Raw genomic sequence first — 15,717 nt, forward strand, 5'->3', positions numbered from 1 at the left:
CTGGAGTAAACAGAGCATGCCTAAGTACCGTTCCGCCACCACCACGCATGGCCGCAACATGGCGGGTGCCCGTGCCCTGTGGCGCGCCACAGGAATGACCGACGCCGATTTCGGCAAACCGATTATCGCCGTGGTCAACTCATTCACCCAATTCGTGCCGGGCCACGTTCACCTGCGCGATCTCGGCAAGCTGGTCGCCGAGCAGATCGAAGCGGCGGGCGGCGTGGCGAAAGAGTTCAACACCATTGCGGTGGATGACGGTATCGCCATGGGCCATGGCGGCATGCTCTATTCGCTGCCGTCGCGCGAGCTGATCGCCGACTCGGTGGAATATATGGTTAACGCGCACTGCGCCGACGCCATGGTCTGCATCTCCAACTGCGACAAAATTACGCCGGGAATGCTGATGGCGTCGCTGCGCCTCAATATTCCGGTGATCTTCGTTTCCGGCGGTCCGATGGAAGCGGGGAAAACCAAGCTCTCCGATAAGATCATCAAGCTTGACCTGGTCGACGCGATGATTCAGGGCGCCAACCCGAACGTGAGCGATGCCGACAGCGAGCAGATCGAACGCTCTGCCTGTCCGACCTGCGGCTCCTGTTCCGGCATGTTCACCGCCAACTCGATGAACTGCCTGACCGAAGCGCTGGGCCTGTCGCAGCCGGGCAACGGCTCGCTGCTGGCAACCCACGCCGACCGCAAAGAGCTGTTTATCAACGCGGGCAAGCGCATCGTGAGCCTGACCAAACGCTATTACGAGCAGGATGACGAGAACATGCTGCCGCGTAACATCGCCACCAAAGCGGCGTTTGAAAACGCCATGACGCTCGATATCGCCATGGGCGGCTCCACCAACACCGTGCTGCACCTGCTGGCCGCCGCACAAGAGGGCGAAATCGACTTCAATATTTCTGACATCGACCGCCTGTCGCGCAAGGTGCCTCAGCTCTGCAAAGTGGCGCCGAGCACCCCGAAATACCATATGGAAGACGTGCATCGCGCAGGCGGCGTGATCGGCATTCTCGGCGAACTGGACCGCGCCGGACTGATCGATACCAGCGCTCGCAACATCCTGCAGCAGACGATGCGCGAGACGCTGGATCAGTACGACATTATGCTGACCAAAGACCAGGCGGTGAAGGATATGTTCCGCGCCGGTCCGGCAGGCATCCGCACCACCCAGGCTTTTTCACAGGATTGCCGCTGGGACACGCTGGACGACGACCGCGCCGAGGGATGTATTCGCACCCGTGAGCACGCCTATTCGCAGGATGGCGGTCTGGCGGTGCTCTACGGCAACCTCGCCGAAGATGGCTGTATCGTCAAAACGGCCGGCGTAGACAAAGAGATCCTGACCTTTAAAGGCCCGGCGAAAGTCTACGAAAGCCAGGATGACGCAGTCGAGGCGATTCTCGGCGGCAAAGTGGTGGCGGGCGACGTGGTCGTTATCCGCTACGAAGGGCCGAAAGGCGGACCGGGCATGCAGGAGATGCTCTATCCGACTACCTATCTGAAATCGATGGGCCTCGGCAAAAGCTGCGCGCTGATCACCGACGGCCGCTTCTCCGGCGGCACCTCCGGTCTGTCGATCGGCCACGCCTCGCCGGAAGCGGCCAGCGGCGGCACCATCGCGCTGGTTAAAGATGGCGACATGATCGAGATCGATATCCCGAACCGCGGCATCAAACTGGCGGTGCCCGACAACGAACTGCATGCGCGTCGCGAAGAAGAAGAGGCGCGCGGCGACGCGGCCTACACGCCGCACGACCGCGTGCGTCAGGTCTCTTTCGCGCTGCGCGCCTACGCATCGCTCGCCACCAGCGCCGACAAAGGCGCGGTGCGCGACAAGAGCAAGCTGGGAGGCTAACCGATGGCTGAGGCTCAACCGCTACCTGCGTCGCCCTGCGGCGCAGAATATCTGCGCGCCGTGCTGCGCTCGCCCGTGTATGAAGTCGCACAGGTGACGCCGCTGCAAAAAATGGAAAAAATTTCATCGCGTCTCGGCAACACCATTCTGGTGAAGCGCGAGGATCGGCAGCCGGTGCACAGCTTCAAGCTGCGCGGCGCCTACGCGATGATCGCCGGACTAGACGAAGAGCAGAAAGCACGCGGCGTGGTAACGGCGTCGGCCGGCAACCACGCGCAGGGCGTGGCGCTCTCCGCCAGCCGGCTCGGCATCAAATCGCTGATTGTGATGCCGGTGACCACGGCGGACATCAAGGTGGATGCGGTGCGCGCGTTTGGCGGTGAGGCTTATCTCTACGGCGCTAACTTCGACGAGGCGAAAGCCAAAGCGATTGAGCTGGCGGAGCAGCAGGGCTACACCTTCGTGCCGCCGTTTGATCATCCGGCGGTGATCGCCGGTCAGGGCACGCTGGCGATGGAGCTGTTGCAGCAGGACGCGCATCTCGATCGCGTTTTCGTGCCGGTCGGCGGCGGCGGGCTGGCGGCGGGTGTGGCGGTGCTGATCAAGCAGCTAATGCCGCAAATCAAGGTGATTGCGGTGGAGTCGGAAGACTCCGCCTGCCTGAAGGCGGCGCTCGATGCGGGCGAGCCGGTGGATCTGCCGCGCGTCGGGCTGTTTGCCGAAGGCGTGGCGGTAAAGCGCATCGGCAGCGAAACCTTTCGCCTGTGTCAGGAGTATCTCGACGACATCATCACCGTCGACAGCGACGCCATCTGCGCGGCGATGAAAGATCTGTTTGAAGACGTGCGCGCGATAGCGGAGCCGTCAGGCGCGCTGGCGCTGGCGGGCATGAAGAAGTATATCCAGCAGCACGACATCAAAGGCGAGCGGCTGGCGCATATTCTTTCTGGCGCCAACGTCAACTTCCACGGCCTGCGCTACGTCTCCGAGCGCTGCGAACTGGGCGAGCAGCGCGAAGCGCTGCTGGCGGTGACCATTCCGGAACAGCAGGGCAGCTTCCTGAAGTTCTGCCAGACGCTGGGCGGACGCGCGGTGACCGAATTCAACTATCGCTACGCCGATGCCGACAACGCCTGCATTTTCGTCGGCGTGCGCCTGACGCGCGGGCTGGAGGAGCGCAGCGAGATTATCAGCCAGCTCACTCAGGGCGGCTATCAGGTGGTGGATCTCTCCGACGACGAGATGGCGAAGCTGCATGTGCGCTATATGGTGGGCGGACGCCCGTCGAAGCCGCTGCGCGAGCGCCTGTTCAGCTTCGAATTCCCCGAGGCGCCCGGCGCGCTGCTGAAGTTTCTGCAAACGCTCGGTACGCACTGGAATATTTCGCTATTCCACTACCGCAGCCACGGCACCGACTACGGCCGCGTGCTGGCGGCATTTGAAATCAGCGATAACGAACCGCATTTTGAAACCTACCTCAACGAGCTGGGCTACGACTGCCACGACGAGGCCAATAACCCGGCGTTCCGCTTCTTCCTCGCCGGACAGTAGCTACAGCAGGTGCCAGAAGGCGTGAATCAGCGGCTCCCCGAGCCGCTTTTTTTGTACGCAGACGCCCAGCTCCAGCGGCGCCACCGACTCCACATTCTCCAGCGTCAGCACGCGATTGCGCACCGGCTCGGGGCTGTTCTCCAGCACCACGTCCGGCAACAGCGCGATGCCGCAGCCGAGCGCCACCATCGATACAATCGCCTCATGTCCGGAAACCGTGGCGTAAATCTGCGGATTCGGGATGCGACGACGCCGAAACCAGAGATCGATGCCGCGCCGCGCCGGGCCCTGATCGGGCAGGATAAACGGAATCTGCGCCCAGTCGGGCGACGGCTGTGTCGCCTGGCTGCGCACCGGACAGGGCAGCGCCGGCGCGATCAGCACCAGCGGGATGAGTCCCAGCGGCGTAAAGTCGATGCTGGCAGGCAGCGACTCGGGCCGCCCGGCGATGGCCAGATCCGCCTCGCCGGACTGCACCATCTCAATGGCGTCGGCGGCGTCGCCGGTGGTCAGCTTGATCTCTACCTGCGGATGCTCGGCGCGGAAGCGATCCAGAATCGGCGGCAGATGACTATAGGCGGCGGTCACCGAGCAGAACAGGCGTAGCTCGCCGCTCAGCGACGGACCGTTAAGATCCATCACGTGGCGCAGCTGCTGATACTGCAGCAGCGTCTGCTGCGCGAACTGGCGCAGGCGTTCGCCCGCCTCCGTCAGGGCAACGGTGCGGTTATCGCGCAGAAACAGCGCGTGTCCCACATCCTCTTCAAGGCGCTGGATCTGACGCGAGAGCGTTGACGGGCTGACGTGCATGGCGCGCGCGGTGCGGCCGAAGTGGCAGCTTTCAGCCAGATGGAGAAACAGCTTCAGATCTCGTAAATCCATACGCCTTAACCTCTAAAGTAGTGTTGCAAATATTGCAATGTGACCTTGCTAATATATCAATTTAAGCAACGGATTTCCTGTCATATGATGGGGTCATTCGCGGCGCTGCTGTTCACGCCGTTACAGGACAAAAACAAACACAACATCTGACCGGAGTGCCCCATGGCTAACTACTTCAACACACTGAATCTGCGCAACCAGTTAGCGCAGTTAGGCAAATGTCGCTTTATGGCGCGCGATGAATTCGCCGACGGCGCCAGCTTCCTGAAAGGGAAAAAAGTGGTCATCGTGGGCTGTGGCGCGCAGGGCCTTAACCAGGGCCTGAACATGCGTGATTCCGGTCTGGACGTCTCCTATGCCCTGCGCGCCGAAGCGATCGCCGAGAAGCGCGCCTCCTGGCGCAAGGCCACCGAAAACGGTTTTAAAGTGGGCACCTATGAAGAGCTGATCCCGCAGGCCGATCTGGTGGTTAACCTGACGCCGGACAAACAGCACTCTGCGGTCGTGCAGGCGGTACAGCCGCTGATGAAAGACGGCGCGGCGCTGGGCTACTCGCATGGCTTTAATATCGTTGAAGTGGGCGAAACCATTCGTAAAGACATCACCGTGGTGATGGTGGCGCCGAAATGTCCGGGTACCGAAGTGCGCGAAGAGTACAAACGCGGTTTCGGCGTGCCAACGCTGATCGCGGTGCATCCGGAAAACGATCCGAAAGGCGAAGGCATGGCGATCGCCAAAGCCTGGGCCGCGGCCACCGGCGGCGACCGCGCAGGCGTGCTGGAATCCTCTTTCGTTGCGGAAGTGAAGTCCGATCTGATGGGCGAGCAGACCATTCTGTGCGGCATGCTGCAGGCCGGTTCGCTGCTCTGCTTCGACAAGCTGGTGGCGGAAGGTCATGACGCGGCCTACACCGAAAAACTGATCCAGTTCGGCTGGGAAACCATCACCGAATCCCTGAAGTTCGGCGGCATCACCCTGATGATGGATCGCCTCTCCAACCCGGCAAAACTGCGCGCATACGCGCTGTCAGAGCAGCTGAAAGAGATTATGGCGCCGCTGTTCCAGAAGCATATGGACGACATCATCTCCGGCGAATTCTCATCCGGCATGATGGCGGACTGGGCCAACGACGATAAAAACCTGCTGACCTGGCGCGAAGAGACCGGCAAAACCGCGTTTGAAACCGCGCCGCAGTTCGACGGCAAAATCGAAGAGCAGGAGTACTACGACAAAGGCGTTCTGATGGTGGCGATGGTGAAAGCGGGCGTTGAGCTGGCGTTCGAAACCATGGTTGACGCGGGTATTATCGAAGAGTCCGCCTACTATGAATCGCTGCACGAGCTGCCGCTGATCGCCAATACCATCGCGCGTAAGCGTCTGTATGAAATGAACGTAGTTATCTCCGACACCGCAGAGTACGGCAACTATCTTTTCTCCTTCGCTGCGGTGCCGCTGCTGAAAGAGTTTATGACCACGCTGCAGCCGGGCGACCTGGGTAAAGCGATTGAAGGCACGCAGGTTGATAACGCGCAGCTGCGCGACGTCAACGAAGCGATTCGCCAGCATCCGATCGAAGCGGTTGGCCGTAAACTGCGCGGCTATATGACCGATATGAAGCGTATCGCCGTCGCCAGCTAACTCAGCCAGGCGCCACCTTTTTCAGCACTAAAAAACCCCGGCTTGCCGGGGTTTTTCATGTCAGGCATTTACGCCCTTCATGCCTTCTTCCGTGTAGCGCGCGCCCTGCACCTGAACGCGCTGGTGGAGGCCGTTCAGCAGCGCTACGTCCCCCGTCTCCAGCACCACCTGCGCCGCCTGCGCGTTTTCCACCAGGTAGCCAATCTGTTTCGTGCCGGGGATCGGCACCAGCTTAGCGTACTGCGCCAGCAGCCATGCCAGCGCTATCTGGCCTGTCGTGCAGCCATACTTCTCCGCCAGCGGCTGTACCGCGTTCAGCAGCGCGGCGTTATGATCGAGGTTCTCCTGCTGAAAGCGCCCGTTGTTTTTGCGGAAGTCGCGTTCGGTGAAGTCGCTGTTGCGGAGATATTTGCCGGTCAGAAAACCGCGCCCCAGCGGCGAGTAGGCGACAAGCCCGATATCCAGCGCCTTAACCGTCGACAGGATCGCCTCCTCGACGTCGCGCGTCCACAGCGAATATTCCGTCTGCAGGGCGGCGACGGGATGAACGGCGTGCGCGCGGCGCAGCGTTTCGGCAGAGACTTCGCACAGCCCGATATGGTTTATCTTTCCCTCTTTCACCAGGCGGCTCAGGCACGCCATGCTCTCTTCAATCGGCGTCGCCTGGCTGACGCGATGAAGGTAGAAAAGGTCGATGCGTTCGACGCCAAGCCGCTTAAGGGAGTCGTGGCAGCAGCGGGTAATATAGTCCGGCCGGTTGTTGATGGTGCGGCTGTAAGCTTCGTCGGCCGCGCGCTCGATGCCGCATTTGGTCGCGACTTTCATTTTGTCGCGCGTGGCGTTATCCAGCCCGGCCAGAAACTGCCCGATAAGCGTCTCATTGTGACCGCGGCCGTACTGATCCGCCGTATCGATAAAGGTCTGGTCCAGCTCGATGAGTTTGTGTAAAACACGCAGCGACTGCGCATCATCCGCCGCGCCGTAGAATTCGCTGAGGCCCATCGCGCCATAGCCGATGGCGCTGACCTCGAAGTTTTTTGCTAAGTAACGGGTTTTCATCATGCCTCCTGTTGTCCGGGTCTGATTCTTTCACCGGGCGGGGCAGCAGGGAATTGCCGTTTTTGTGATGCTGAAAAGGTATTAAGGCGCGCCGTCGCTTAGCTTCTCCAGCGCCTGCAGGAGCGCCGGACGCGCGTCGTCACGGCGCGTGGCGGCGTAAACGTCGATATGCAGCCGCTGCGCCTGGTCGTCACGCAGCGGCCGGTAGCATAATCCTTCCTGATTAAAGGCGCACTTTGACTGCGGCAGCAGGGCGAATCCTTTGCCACGGGCGATATGCGCCAGCATCGTCAGCGAGTCGTCGGGCTCGTTGACTTTTTTCAGCGGCGTCTTCAGTTTTGCGAAAACCTGTTCGCACTTATCAAAGAAGGCGGGATTGGCGCGCCTGGCGAACCAGAACAGCGGCAGGTCGCTGACCGCGTCGAGCGAGACCTGCTGCTGCCGGCTGGCGGGATGCGTGGTCGGCAGCGCGATAAGCAGCGGCTCGCGGCAGATCCAGCGATAGCGGACGTTCTCTTGCTCGCCGGCGCCTTTCTCTCCGGTCAGCACCAGATCGAGCCTGTTCTGCGCCAGACACTGCAGCAGCCGGGCGGAGGTCAGATCGGGCGAGTCGATCTCGTCGCCGGCATCCAGCTGCGCCAGCCGCGCGGCGACAGGCGGTATGCGCGTAAAGTCCAGCGTGCGGGTGAGCCCGATGCGCAGACGCTGTGGGCGGGAAAGAGCATCGGCGCTAAGGGCGTCAAGATCGGCAAGAATTTTCTCCGCTCTGACGACCAGCGCGCGCCCATCCTCGGTCAGGCTCACCGCGTGCGTGCTGCGGCTAAAGAGCTGCTGGTGGAGCAGCGCTTCCAGACTCTGGATATGACGCGTCAGGGGAGGCTGGGTCATGTTGAGGCGCTCGGCGGCCTGGCGGAAATTGAGCGCGTACGCGACGGCGAGAAAGCACTGAAGTTGTTTAACGCTGGGAAGGTTACTGTTAATCAGGTGCGTTGCCGTCGCCATGGTTCTTTTCCTGCATACCGAAACAGCAGGAACTATACCATGACAAAAAACCCGGCCTTAGCCGGGTTTCCTGATTTCGCTTATACCGCTTCGTATAACGTCTGATGACGCGTCTCTTTACAGGCGATGAGCGCAATCAGCGTCAGCGCCGCCATGGACGCCAGATAGTAGCCAACCGCCTGCAAACCGTAGTGGGCGTTCAGCCAGGTAGCGATATAGGGCGCAACCGAGGCGCCGAGAATCGACGACAGGTTGTAGGAGAAAGAGGCGCCGGTATAGCGCACTTCGGTCGGGAAAAGCTCCGGCAGCAGCGCGCCCATCGGACCGAAAGTCAGTCCCATGACGCTCAGGCCGAGCAGCAGGAAGGCCATCACCAGCGCCTGCGAGCCGGAACCCAGCATCGCCGGGAACAGGAAGGCGAAGGCGATAATCATCAGCGTAATGACGATCATGGTCTTACGGCGACCAAAGCGATCCGCCAGCAGTCCGGCGATCGGCACCATAACGCCGAAGCCAATCACCGCCATCATCAGCATCCACAGGAAGCTGTTACGCGAGAAGCCGAGACCCGCAGGCGCCGGCGCGGTGCCGTAGCTCATCGAGTAGACCGTCATAATGTAGAACAGCGTATAGGTCGCCAGCATGATAAAGGTGCCGAGAATGGTCGCGGTGAGATGCTTGCTCAACAGCGCAGCGATCGGCACCCGCACCTGCTTCTTCTCTTTCTGCACCTTCGCGAACACCGGGCTTTCGTGCAGCGACACGCGCACATAGAGGCCGATAATCACCAGCACCGCCGAGAGAATAAAGGGCACGCGCCAGCCCCACTGCATAAACTGCTCGTCGGTCAGCAGCCAGGAGAGCAGGAGAAAGGTGCCGTTGGCGAAGAAGAAGCCGATCGGCGCGCCGAGCTGCGGAAAAGAGCCGTAGAGCGCGCGCTTTTTCGCCGGCGCGTTTTCCGTCGCCAGCAGCGCCGCGCCGCCCCATTCGCCGCCAAGGCCGAGCCCCTGGCCAAAGCGCGCCAGCGCCAGCAGCAGCGGCGCCGCGACGCCAATCGACTGGTAGCCCGGAAGCAGGCCGATAATCACGGTAGAGACGCCCATCGTCAGCAGCGAGGCCACCAGCGTCGCCTTACGGCCCACGCGGTCGCCGAAGTGGCCGAAAAGGGCGGAGCCGATCGGGCGCGCCACGAAGGCGATAGCGAAGGTCGCCAGCGACTGCAGCGTCGCCACGGTATTGTCGCCCTGCGGGAAGAAAATATGTGGAAAGACAATCACCGCCGCCGTGGCGTAGATATAGAAATCGAAGAATTCGATGGCGGTGCCGACCAGCGAGGCCACCACGACCTTGCCGCGCGAATTCACCGGCGTTTCGTCTTGTGACTTTTTCAGGGGTTCTGTGATGGAGGCTTGCATAACTGTTTCTTAATTGTAAATAGAGACCAGGAATATTACGCACCTGGCATGCCGCATTCAACGCTGATAAACCGCGCCAGAACGGGCTTTTTTGGCGAAAAAGTGAATAATTTGTGTCGCGATGGAATGCGTGGATTAAGGCAGGGAGAAGCCCGCCTTTTGCAGCGGGAATCTCTATAAAAGGGGGAAATAAAAGTGACCCTTCAGCTATTCATCCTGCTGAATGATTAAAAAATAGCCGAAGGGGGAAATTTTTCGCTGCCGTTAACGTTTTTTTACACCTGATGACGTGAGGCGCGGCGCGAATCCGGCATCTGGGGATCGTCCTTATACTTCGCGGTGGCGATCCAGGCGGCGCAGAAGAGCGTCAAACGGGCGAAGAAGTAGAAGAACGCCATCAGCCCGAGCACAGAGCCGAAGGCTGCGCCGGAAGGCGACGAAGCGAGCTTCGGCAGCGTCAGCGTCATCACGAATTTAATGATCTCAAAGCCGATAGCCGCCAGCAGCGTGCCGCGAAACAGCGCTTTCTTGCGCGGCTTGTGGCGCGGCAGGATCCAGAAAATCCACAGGAACAGCAGATAGTTGGCCATAATCGAAATCGCCAGCGCTATGGCGGTCATCGCCGGGCGCAGCCACTCGATATCCGCCAGCCCCAGCGCGTTGACGATCGCCGCCTGCGCCGCGCCGGCGATAGAGGTCAGCGAAAGCGTGATCACCAGCGCCAGCATCAGGCCGATTAGCGAAATCAGATCGCGCAGATACTTTTTCCAGAACTTCTCCTGATCGTCCGGCTTTCGTTCCCAGACGTCGCGCGACTGGGCGCGCACCGCTTCGCGCAGATTGCCCATCCAGTTAATGCCGGAGTAGAGCGCCAGCAGCAAACCGGTGATGCCCACCGTGGCGCGCTGCTGGATAGCGGTGTTCACCGTATTTTTCAGCGTGGTGGCGAGCGTAGGATCGCTGATGCTGTTGACGATCTTATTGATCAGCTCCGACAGCAGATCCTGGTTCGACGCCAGCACGAACCCCACGGCGGCGAAAGAGACCATCAGGATCGGAATCAGCGACAAAAACGAGAAGTAGGTAATAGCCGCGCCGAACTGGCTGCCCAGACGATCGTTAAAGCGCTCCAGCGCGCGAATAAAGTGCGCCACCGCCGGAATCGCCTGAAACCAGGCGGCAAAGCGCGATACGCGACGAATTGAGCCATCAACGGTTTTATTGCCGGTCTGAATATCGATCAGCGGCTTAGGTTGCTCGGAACTGGTCGGGTTTTCCTGTTTGTCCGTCATAGACAGTTATCATCCTGCTTTACTTGAAAAGGCAATTATAGCCGCTCAGGTGACATACTCCTGTAACACCTGACTCAGCCACTCCATAAATACGCGCACGCGCCGCGCCACATTGCGCCGATGAGGGTAGAGCAGAGAGATCGGCATCGGCTTCGCCGGGAAGGCGTGCAGCACTTCCACCAGCTGTCCAGACTCCAGCAGCGGGTAGATGCCCATCGCCGGCACCTGAATAATGCCCAGTCCCGCCAGGCAGGCGGCGCGATAGGTTTCCGTGCTGTTGACCGTCACGACGCCGCCAGTCTGCACGTAGTGGCACTGCTTGCCGTCAAAATACTCAAAGCCGGGCGAAGGCTGACCGAGCTGCTGCGTGTAGTGCACCATGGCGTGCGACGACAGCTCCTCCAGCCGCGTCGGCATGCCGAAGCGGGAAAGGTAGCCAGGGCTGGCGCAGTTGATCAAGGTATAGGTGCCGATTTTTCGCGCAATCAGGCCGGAATCCTTTAGCTCGCCGACGCGGATAACGCAGTCAAAGCCTTCGCGGATGACGTCCACCATGCGGTCGCTGCTGCTGAGTTCAATTTCAACGCCGGGGTAGTGCTGCAAAAACTCCGGCAGTCGCGGCAGGATAAAGCCGGTCGCCATCGCTACCGACATATCGACGCGCAGTTTGCCGCTCAGCGTGGCGGGATCGTGCTGAAACAGGCTGTCCATATCGTCGATCATCGACAGCAGATCCAGACAGCGATCGTAGTAGACCAGCCCATCCTGGGTAAGCTGCACGCGGCGCGTGGTGCGATGCAGCAGCCGCGTGCCCATCTGATTTTCCAGCGCCTGCAGCTGGCGCGACACGCTGCCTTTCGGCAGGCCCAGGCTCTCCGCCGCGCGGGTAAAACTGCCCATTTCCGCCACCCGCACAAAAACCTGCATTGCGTGAATTTTGTCCATGTTGTTCACCGATTGTTGTTGTAAACGAAACAGTGCTGCGTATTCCCAGGCATTTATAGATCAATTATTGGGGAATATCCTGATTTGGTGTTCAATTTTGCAACAGGATCGAAACATGAGTAATAAAATCGCACTGATTACGGGCGCCAACCGCGGTTTAGGCAAAAATGCGGCGTTAAAACTGGCCGCAAAGGGCGTTGATATCCTTTTTACTTACCGCAGCCATGATGAAGAGGCGCAGGCGGTGGTAAAAGCCATTGAGGCGCTGGGCGGCCGCGCAGCCGCGCTGCGGCTGGATGTCGGCGACAGCAGCCAGTTCAGCGGCTTTGTCGCGCAGGTCAAACAGACGCTGGAAACAGTATGGCAGCGCGAGCGCTTTGATTATTTAATCAACAACGCCGGACATGGTCACTATAAGCCATTTAGCGAGACCACAGAGGAGGAGTTCGACGCGCTGGTTAACGTTCACTTCAAAGGCCCCTATTTCCTGACGCAGAAACTGCTGCCGCTGATTAACGACGGCGGGCGCATTTTAAATATCTCCAGCGGCCTGACGCGCATGACCTATCCCGGCTCGGCGACTTACGCCTCCGTCAAAGGCGCGATGGAGGTGCTGACGCGGTATCAGGCGAAAGAGCTGGGGGAACGCCGCATTCGCGTCAATATCCTGGCGCCAGGCGCCATCGAGACCGACTTCGGCGGCGGGCGCGTGCGTGACAACAAAGAGATTAACGACACTATCGCGGCGCTTACCGCGCTGGGGCGCGTCGGACAGCCGGACGATATCGGCGACGCCATCTGCGCAATCCTCAGCGAGGAAACCGGCTGGATCACGGCGCAGCGCATCGAGGCGTCGGGCGGCCAGGCGTTATAAACCGTTCAGGAATGAAATGCGTCTCTGCGCCGGGCGAGCAGAGACGCCCTGGACGTTGCGACAGGTTCATGTCACTTGCCCGGCAGCGTTATGGCTACAGCCTGATGGTACCGTCAATCACCGTGACGGTCTTGCCGCCGATCCAGATCTGGTCGCCGTCGTAGCGCACTGATACGCGCCCCTGGCGCTGGATCGCCGTGCCCTGACGGGTGCGGTAATCCCGCATCTGGCCCTGCGCGGCAAAATAGCGCGCCAGGCAGGCGTTGGCGCTGCCGGTAATGGGATCTTCCGTCAGGCTGCCGTTTTCCACCAGCAGGCCGCGCACTTCATACTGCTCGCTCTCGCCGTGCGGCAGCGGACCGAACGGCATCACGCCGGTAGCGCCCGCGTGGGCGATCAGGCGCTGCAGATCGCTGACGGCGGGCTGAATCGCCAGTACCGCTTCGGCGCTAATCATCGGGATCAGCAGCCAGCGGATACCCATATCGACTACGGCGGGCGTTTGCGTGGTGTCGAACTTTTCGCTGTTAAGCGCATTGCCCATCAGCGCGTCGGTGAAGGGCGTGATGGTCGCCTCTGGCGCAGCAAACGCCAGCGAACCCTCGGCGTCGATGCTGACCGTCACGTTGCCGACGCCGCACTCCTGCACCATCCTGCCGGGATTTTTCGTCGGCCAGCCCGCCTCCAGCAGCGCATGCGCCGTGCCCAGCGTCGGATGCCCGGCAAACGGCAGCTCGCCTTCGACGGTAAAGATGCGCACGCGATAGTCAGCTTCGGGATGCTGCGGCGGCAGCACGAACGTGGTCTCAGACAAATTCGTCCAGCGGGCGATGGTCTGGAGCTGCTCGTCACTCAGGCCCTGCGCATCCATAATCACCGCCAGCGGATTGCCGTTAAACGCGGACGAGGTAAAGACATCTACTTGTTTAAACGCGACGTTCATTATTACTCCTTTCTCAACAGGGCATTTCCACGCCCGACATTTGCGTTTATGGCCTGACAGGGTTATCAATATGTTAACAATTCCTGCAGGAGACCGTTATGCTGAAAATTCTTGGGCGCGACTCGTCAATCAACGTGCGTAAAGTGCTCTGGCTCTGCGACGAACTGGATCTCGACTTCGAACGCGAAGAGTGGGGCGCCGAGCCAGACTCGCTGCGGAAGCCGGAATTTCTCGCCCTTAATCCTAACGCCTTGATTCCGGTATTGATCGACGACGACTTCGTGCTGTGGGAGTCGAACGCCATCCTGCGCTATCTGGCCAACGCCTATGAAGGCGACTGGCTCTATCCGCAAAACCCGCGCGCCCGCGCGCCGGTCGATCAGTGGATGGACTGGCAGTCCACCGAACTCAATACCTCCTGGCGCTACGCTTTTATGTCACTGGTGCGCAACTCGCCGGCGCATCAGGATCCGCGTCTGCTGGCGGCGGCCTGCAAAGGCTGGGCGCACACCATGGGCATCCTCAACCAGCAGCTGGAGAAAACCGGACGCTATGTGGCGGGCCGTAACTTCACCCTGGCGGATATCGGCGTCGGGCTGGCGGTCAACCGCTGGTATGAAACCCCGCTGGATCATCCCAGCCTGCCAGCGGTGCGTAACTACTACGAACGCCTGACCGAGCGCCATCCCTACACGGTCTGGGGCCGCAACGGCAAACCCTGATCGAGCCCGGGCGCCAGGCCCGCCAGCTCGCAGGCGATCGCGCCGGTGCGTTTCAGGGCCCAGCTATAGCGCTCGTCAAAGGGATAGCAGCAGGAGAGACGCAGCGCGTGATTGTAGCGTTCGCTCAGCGAATAGAGCGCGCCCGGCGTCACGCAGATCTGCTCTTGCAGCAGCCGATGGAACATCGCCACCGTATCCACCTGTTCCGGCAGTTCGACCCAAAAAACAAACCCGCCGCGCGGCAGCGTGGCGCGCGTCCCCTGCGGAAAATAGCGGGCGATCAGGCCGCGCGCCTCATCCATATTGGCGGCGTAGCGGCGGCGCAGCGTGCGCAGATGATGATCGTAGCCGCCGTTGGCGAGAAATTCCGCCAGCGTCTCCGACAGCAGCCGGGATTCCGCCATAGAGGAGACCGCCTTCAGGCGCGCAATCGCCTCATGGAAGCGGCCGGCGGCGATCCAGCCGATGCGAAAGTCCGGCGCCACCGTCTTGGTAAAGCTGGTGCAGTAAATTACCCAGCCTGCTGAATCGAACGATTTAACGGTGGGCGAGAGCGGCCAGTCGAACTGCAGCTCGTCATAGAGACCGTCTTCCAGCAGAGGAACGTTGTAAGTATTCACCAACTTTGCCAGGCGCTGCTTGTTCTGGCGCGACATGCAACAGCCCAGCGGATTCTGCGCGCTCGGCATGGCGATCAGCGCCTGGATGCGCTTCTCCTGCAGCAGCATCTCCAGCGCGTCGAGCGAGAGGCCGTGCTGCGGGTCGGTCGGAATCTCCAGCGCCTTCAGCCCCAGCGACGCCAGCAGCGGAAAGAGGAAAAAGTAGGTCGGCGACTCCAGCCCAACACAGTCTCCTGGCTGCGTCACCGCGCGCAGCGCCAGCTGCAGCGCCTCCATACAGCCGTGGGTCAGGGTGATCGCGTCGCTGGTCAGCGACATGCCCGCATGCAGCGCGCGGCGCGCAATCTCCTCCCGTAAGCGCTCACTACCAGGCGGAAGCGCATAGCGGCCGATTAAATCGGGATTGCGTCGCAGTAGCGAGGCGGTAATGCGCGCGAGGCGCGCCGACGGATAAAGCTCGCCGTCCTGCGGGCAGGCCAGCGAAATATTGACGTAATCGGGATGGTTCTGCGCCGCGAACACCTGATCGATGAGATCGAGCTTTTCGCTGCTCGGGTCTTTGATGCGGGCGCGATGCGGAACAGGCTGCGTCAGGGCGGGCAGCACGCTGCGCACATAGTAGCCTGACTGCGGACGCGCCTCGATAAGGCCGCGATCCTCCAGCAGCTGCCAGGCATTGAGCACCGTATTGATACTGACCTGATGGGTCTGCGCCACGCGACGAATAGCAGGCAGGCGCTTGCCGGGCTTTAGCGTGCCCTGATGGATCGCCTCGGCGAAGCTATCGGCAAGCTGGTAATAGAGCGGCTGATCGGCTGAAGGAGTAAGGGACACAAAAGCCTCCGCGAGTCATGGGTACAATAGTTAAAATTGCAAACTGTAACCATGACAATAGTGATTTTGTGTC

The 15,717-nt window shown here is 60.7% G+C and carries 13 protein-coding genes; 5 read left to right on the forward strand and 8 right to left on the reverse strand.

All coding sequences use genetic code 11. The features are described from left to right. The first annotated feature begins 16 nt into the window (after positions 1 to 16). Together ilvD and ilvA are read left to right on the forward strand one after the other, a co-directional pair. The gene (ilvD, locus tag PVE98_RS00425) at positions 17 to 1,867 is read left to right on the forward strand and encodes a dihydroxy-acid dehydratase (RefSeq protein WP_033753502.1); all 1,851 of its coding nucleotides are present in this window, start codon (positions 17 to 19) and stop codon (positions 1,865 to 1,867) included. Positions 1,868 to 1,870: 3 nt separating this feature from the next. Next, positions 1,871 to 3,418: a threonine ammonia-lyase, biosynthetic gene (ilvA, locus tag PVE98_RS00430; protein ID WP_096072245.1), complete on the forward strand. Its 1,548-nt coding sequence runs from the start codon at positions 1,871 to 1,873 to the stop codon at positions 3,416 to 3,418. Here the strand turns inward: ilvA and ilvY are convergent, their stop codons facing one another. Then, entirely contained in the window at positions 3,419 to 4,300 is an 882-nt protein-coding gene (ilvY, locus tag PVE98_RS00435) for an HTH-type transcriptional activator IlvY (RefSeq protein ID WP_033753498.1), read from the reverse strand. It lies immediately after the preceding gene. Positions 4,301 to 4,462: 162 nt separating this feature from the next. Between ilvY and ilvC the strand changes: the two genes are divergently transcribed. Beyond that, positions 4,463 to 5,938: a ketol-acid reductoisomerase gene (gene ilvC, locus PVE98_RS00440; RefSeq protein ID WP_096072244.1), complete on the forward strand. Its 1,476-nt coding sequence runs from the start codon at positions 4,463 to 4,465 to the stop codon at positions 5,936 to 5,938. Between the two features lie 60 nt (positions 5,939 to 5,998). On the opposite strand, the gene PVE98_RS00445 is transcribed toward ilvC, so the two are convergent. From PVE98_RS00445 to PVE98_RS00465, 5 genes are all read right to left on the reverse strand, one after another. After that, on the reverse strand, positions 5,999 to 6,997 hold the full coding sequence (locus PVE98_RS00445; RefSeq protein ID WP_096072243.1) for an aldo/keto reductase: 999 nt from the start codon (positions 6,995 to 6,997) through the stop codon (positions 5,999 to 6,001). A gap of 81 nt (positions 6,998 to 7,078) precedes the next feature. Beyond that, the gene (locus PVE98_RS00450; RefSeq protein WP_096072242.1) at positions 7,079 to 7,999 is read right to left on the reverse strand and encodes a LysR family transcriptional regulator; all 921 of its coding nucleotides are present in this window, start codon (positions 7,997 to 7,999) and stop codon (positions 7,079 to 7,081) included. Between the two features lie 80 nt (positions 8,000 to 8,079). Continuing rightward, positions 8,080 to 9,414, reverse strand: a complete 1,335-nt coding sequence (locus PVE98_RS00455; RefSeq protein ID WP_033753491.1) for an MFS transporter — start codon at positions 9,412 to 9,414, stop codon at positions 8,080 to 8,082. A 275-nt stretch (positions 9,415 to 9,689) separates the two neighbouring features. Continuing rightward, entirely contained in the window at positions 9,690 to 10,706 is a 1,017-nt protein-coding gene (yhjD, locus tag PVE98_RS00460) for an inner membrane protein YhjD (RefSeq protein ID WP_033753488.1), read from the reverse strand. A 45-nt stretch (positions 10,707 to 10,751) separates the two neighbouring features. Then, on the reverse strand, positions 10,752 to 11,651 hold the full coding sequence (locus PVE98_RS00465) for a LysR family transcriptional regulator (protein WP_033753486.1): 900 nt from the start codon (positions 11,649 to 11,651) through the stop codon (positions 10,752 to 10,754). Between the two features lie 115 nt (positions 11,652 to 11,766). On the opposite strand from PVE98_RS00465, the gene PVE98_RS00470 reads away from it, so the two are divergent. Further along, positions 11,767 to 12,525, forward strand: coding sequence for an SDR family NAD(P)-dependent oxidoreductase (locus PVE98_RS00470; protein ID WP_096072241.1), 759 nt, complete (start codon positions 11,767 to 11,769; stop codon positions 12,523 to 12,525). Positions 12,526 to 12,619: 94 nt separating this feature from the next. Here the strand turns inward: PVE98_RS00470 and PVE98_RS00475 are convergent, their stop codons facing one another. After that, positions 12,620 to 13,468, reverse strand: coding sequence for a PhzF family phenazine biosynthesis protein (locus PVE98_RS00475; protein WP_096072240.1), 849 nt, complete (start codon positions 13,466 to 13,468; stop codon positions 12,620 to 12,622). A gap of 98 nt (positions 13,469 to 13,566) precedes the next feature. On the opposite strand from PVE98_RS00475, the gene PVE98_RS00480 reads away from it, so the two are divergent. Continuing rightward, positions 13,567 to 14,190, forward strand: a complete 624-nt coding sequence (locus tag PVE98_RS00480) for a glutathione S-transferase family protein (protein WP_033753474.1) — start codon at positions 13,567 to 13,569, stop codon at positions 14,188 to 14,190. Here the strand turns inward: PVE98_RS00480 and PVE98_RS00485 are convergent. Next, positions 14,157 to 15,644 (reverse strand): PLP-dependent aminotransferase family protein, encoded by a 1,488-nt coding sequence (locus PVE98_RS00485; protein WP_033753473.1) that lies wholly within the window; start codon positions 15,642 to 15,644, stop codon positions 14,157 to 14,159. The two genes, PVE98_RS00480 and PVE98_RS00485, sit on opposite strands and share 34 nt — an antisense overlap. Positions 15,645 to 15,717 lie beyond the last annotated feature (73 nt).

This window comes from Pantoea sp. GABEPS69, assembly GCF_045780835.1.
In the GTDB taxonomy this organism is placed as follows: Bacteria; Pseudomonadota; Gammaproteobacteria; order Enterobacterales; family Enterobacteriaceae; genus Pantoea; species Pantoea septica.

Bases quoted from the DNA above. Each gene is read 5' to 3' on its own strand.
- ilvD (WP_033753502.1), top strand. From the start codon at position 17: ATGCCTAAGTACCGTTCCGCCACCACCACGCATGGCCGCAACATGGCG.
- ilvA (WP_096072245.1), top strand. From the start codon at position 1,871: ATGGCTGAGGCTCAACCGCTACCTGCGTCGCCCTGCGGCGCAGAATAT.
- ilvY (WP_033753498.1), bottom strand. From the start codon at position 4,300: ATGGATTTACGAGATCTGAAGCTGTTTCTCCATCTGGCTGAAAGCTGC.
- ilvC (WP_096072244.1), top strand. From the start codon at position 4,463: ATGGCTAACTACTTCAACACACTGAATCTGCGCAACCAGTTAGCGCAG.
- PVE98_RS00445 (WP_096072243.1), bottom strand. From the start codon at position 6,997: ATGAAAACCCGTTACTTAGCAAAAAACTTCGAGGTCAGCGCCATCGGC.
- PVE98_RS00450 (WP_096072242.1), bottom strand. From the start codon at position 7,999: ATGGCGACGGCAACGCACCTGATTAACAGTAACCTTCCCAGCGTTAAA.
- PVE98_RS00455 (WP_033753491.1), bottom strand. From the start codon at position 9,414: ATGCAAGCCTCCATCACAGAACCCCTGAAAAAGTCACAAGACGAAACG.
- yhjD (WP_033753488.1), bottom strand. From the start codon at position 10,706: ATGACGGACAAACAGGAAAACCCGACCAGTTCCGAGCAACCTAAGCCG.
- PVE98_RS00465 (WP_033753486.1), bottom strand. From the start codon at position 11,651: ATGGACAAAATTCACGCAATGCAGGTTTTTGTGCGGGTGGCGGAAATG.
- PVE98_RS00470 (WP_096072241.1), top strand. From the start codon at position 11,767: ATGAGTAATAAAATCGCACTGATTACGGGCGCCAACCGCGGTTTAGGC.
- PVE98_RS00475 (WP_096072240.1), bottom strand. From the start codon at position 13,468: ATGAACGTCGCGTTTAAACAAGTAGATGTCTTTACCTCGTCCGCGTTT.
- PVE98_RS00480 (WP_033753474.1), top strand. From the start codon at position 13,567: ATGCTGAAAATTCTTGGGCGCGACTCGTCAATCAACGTGCGTAAAGTG.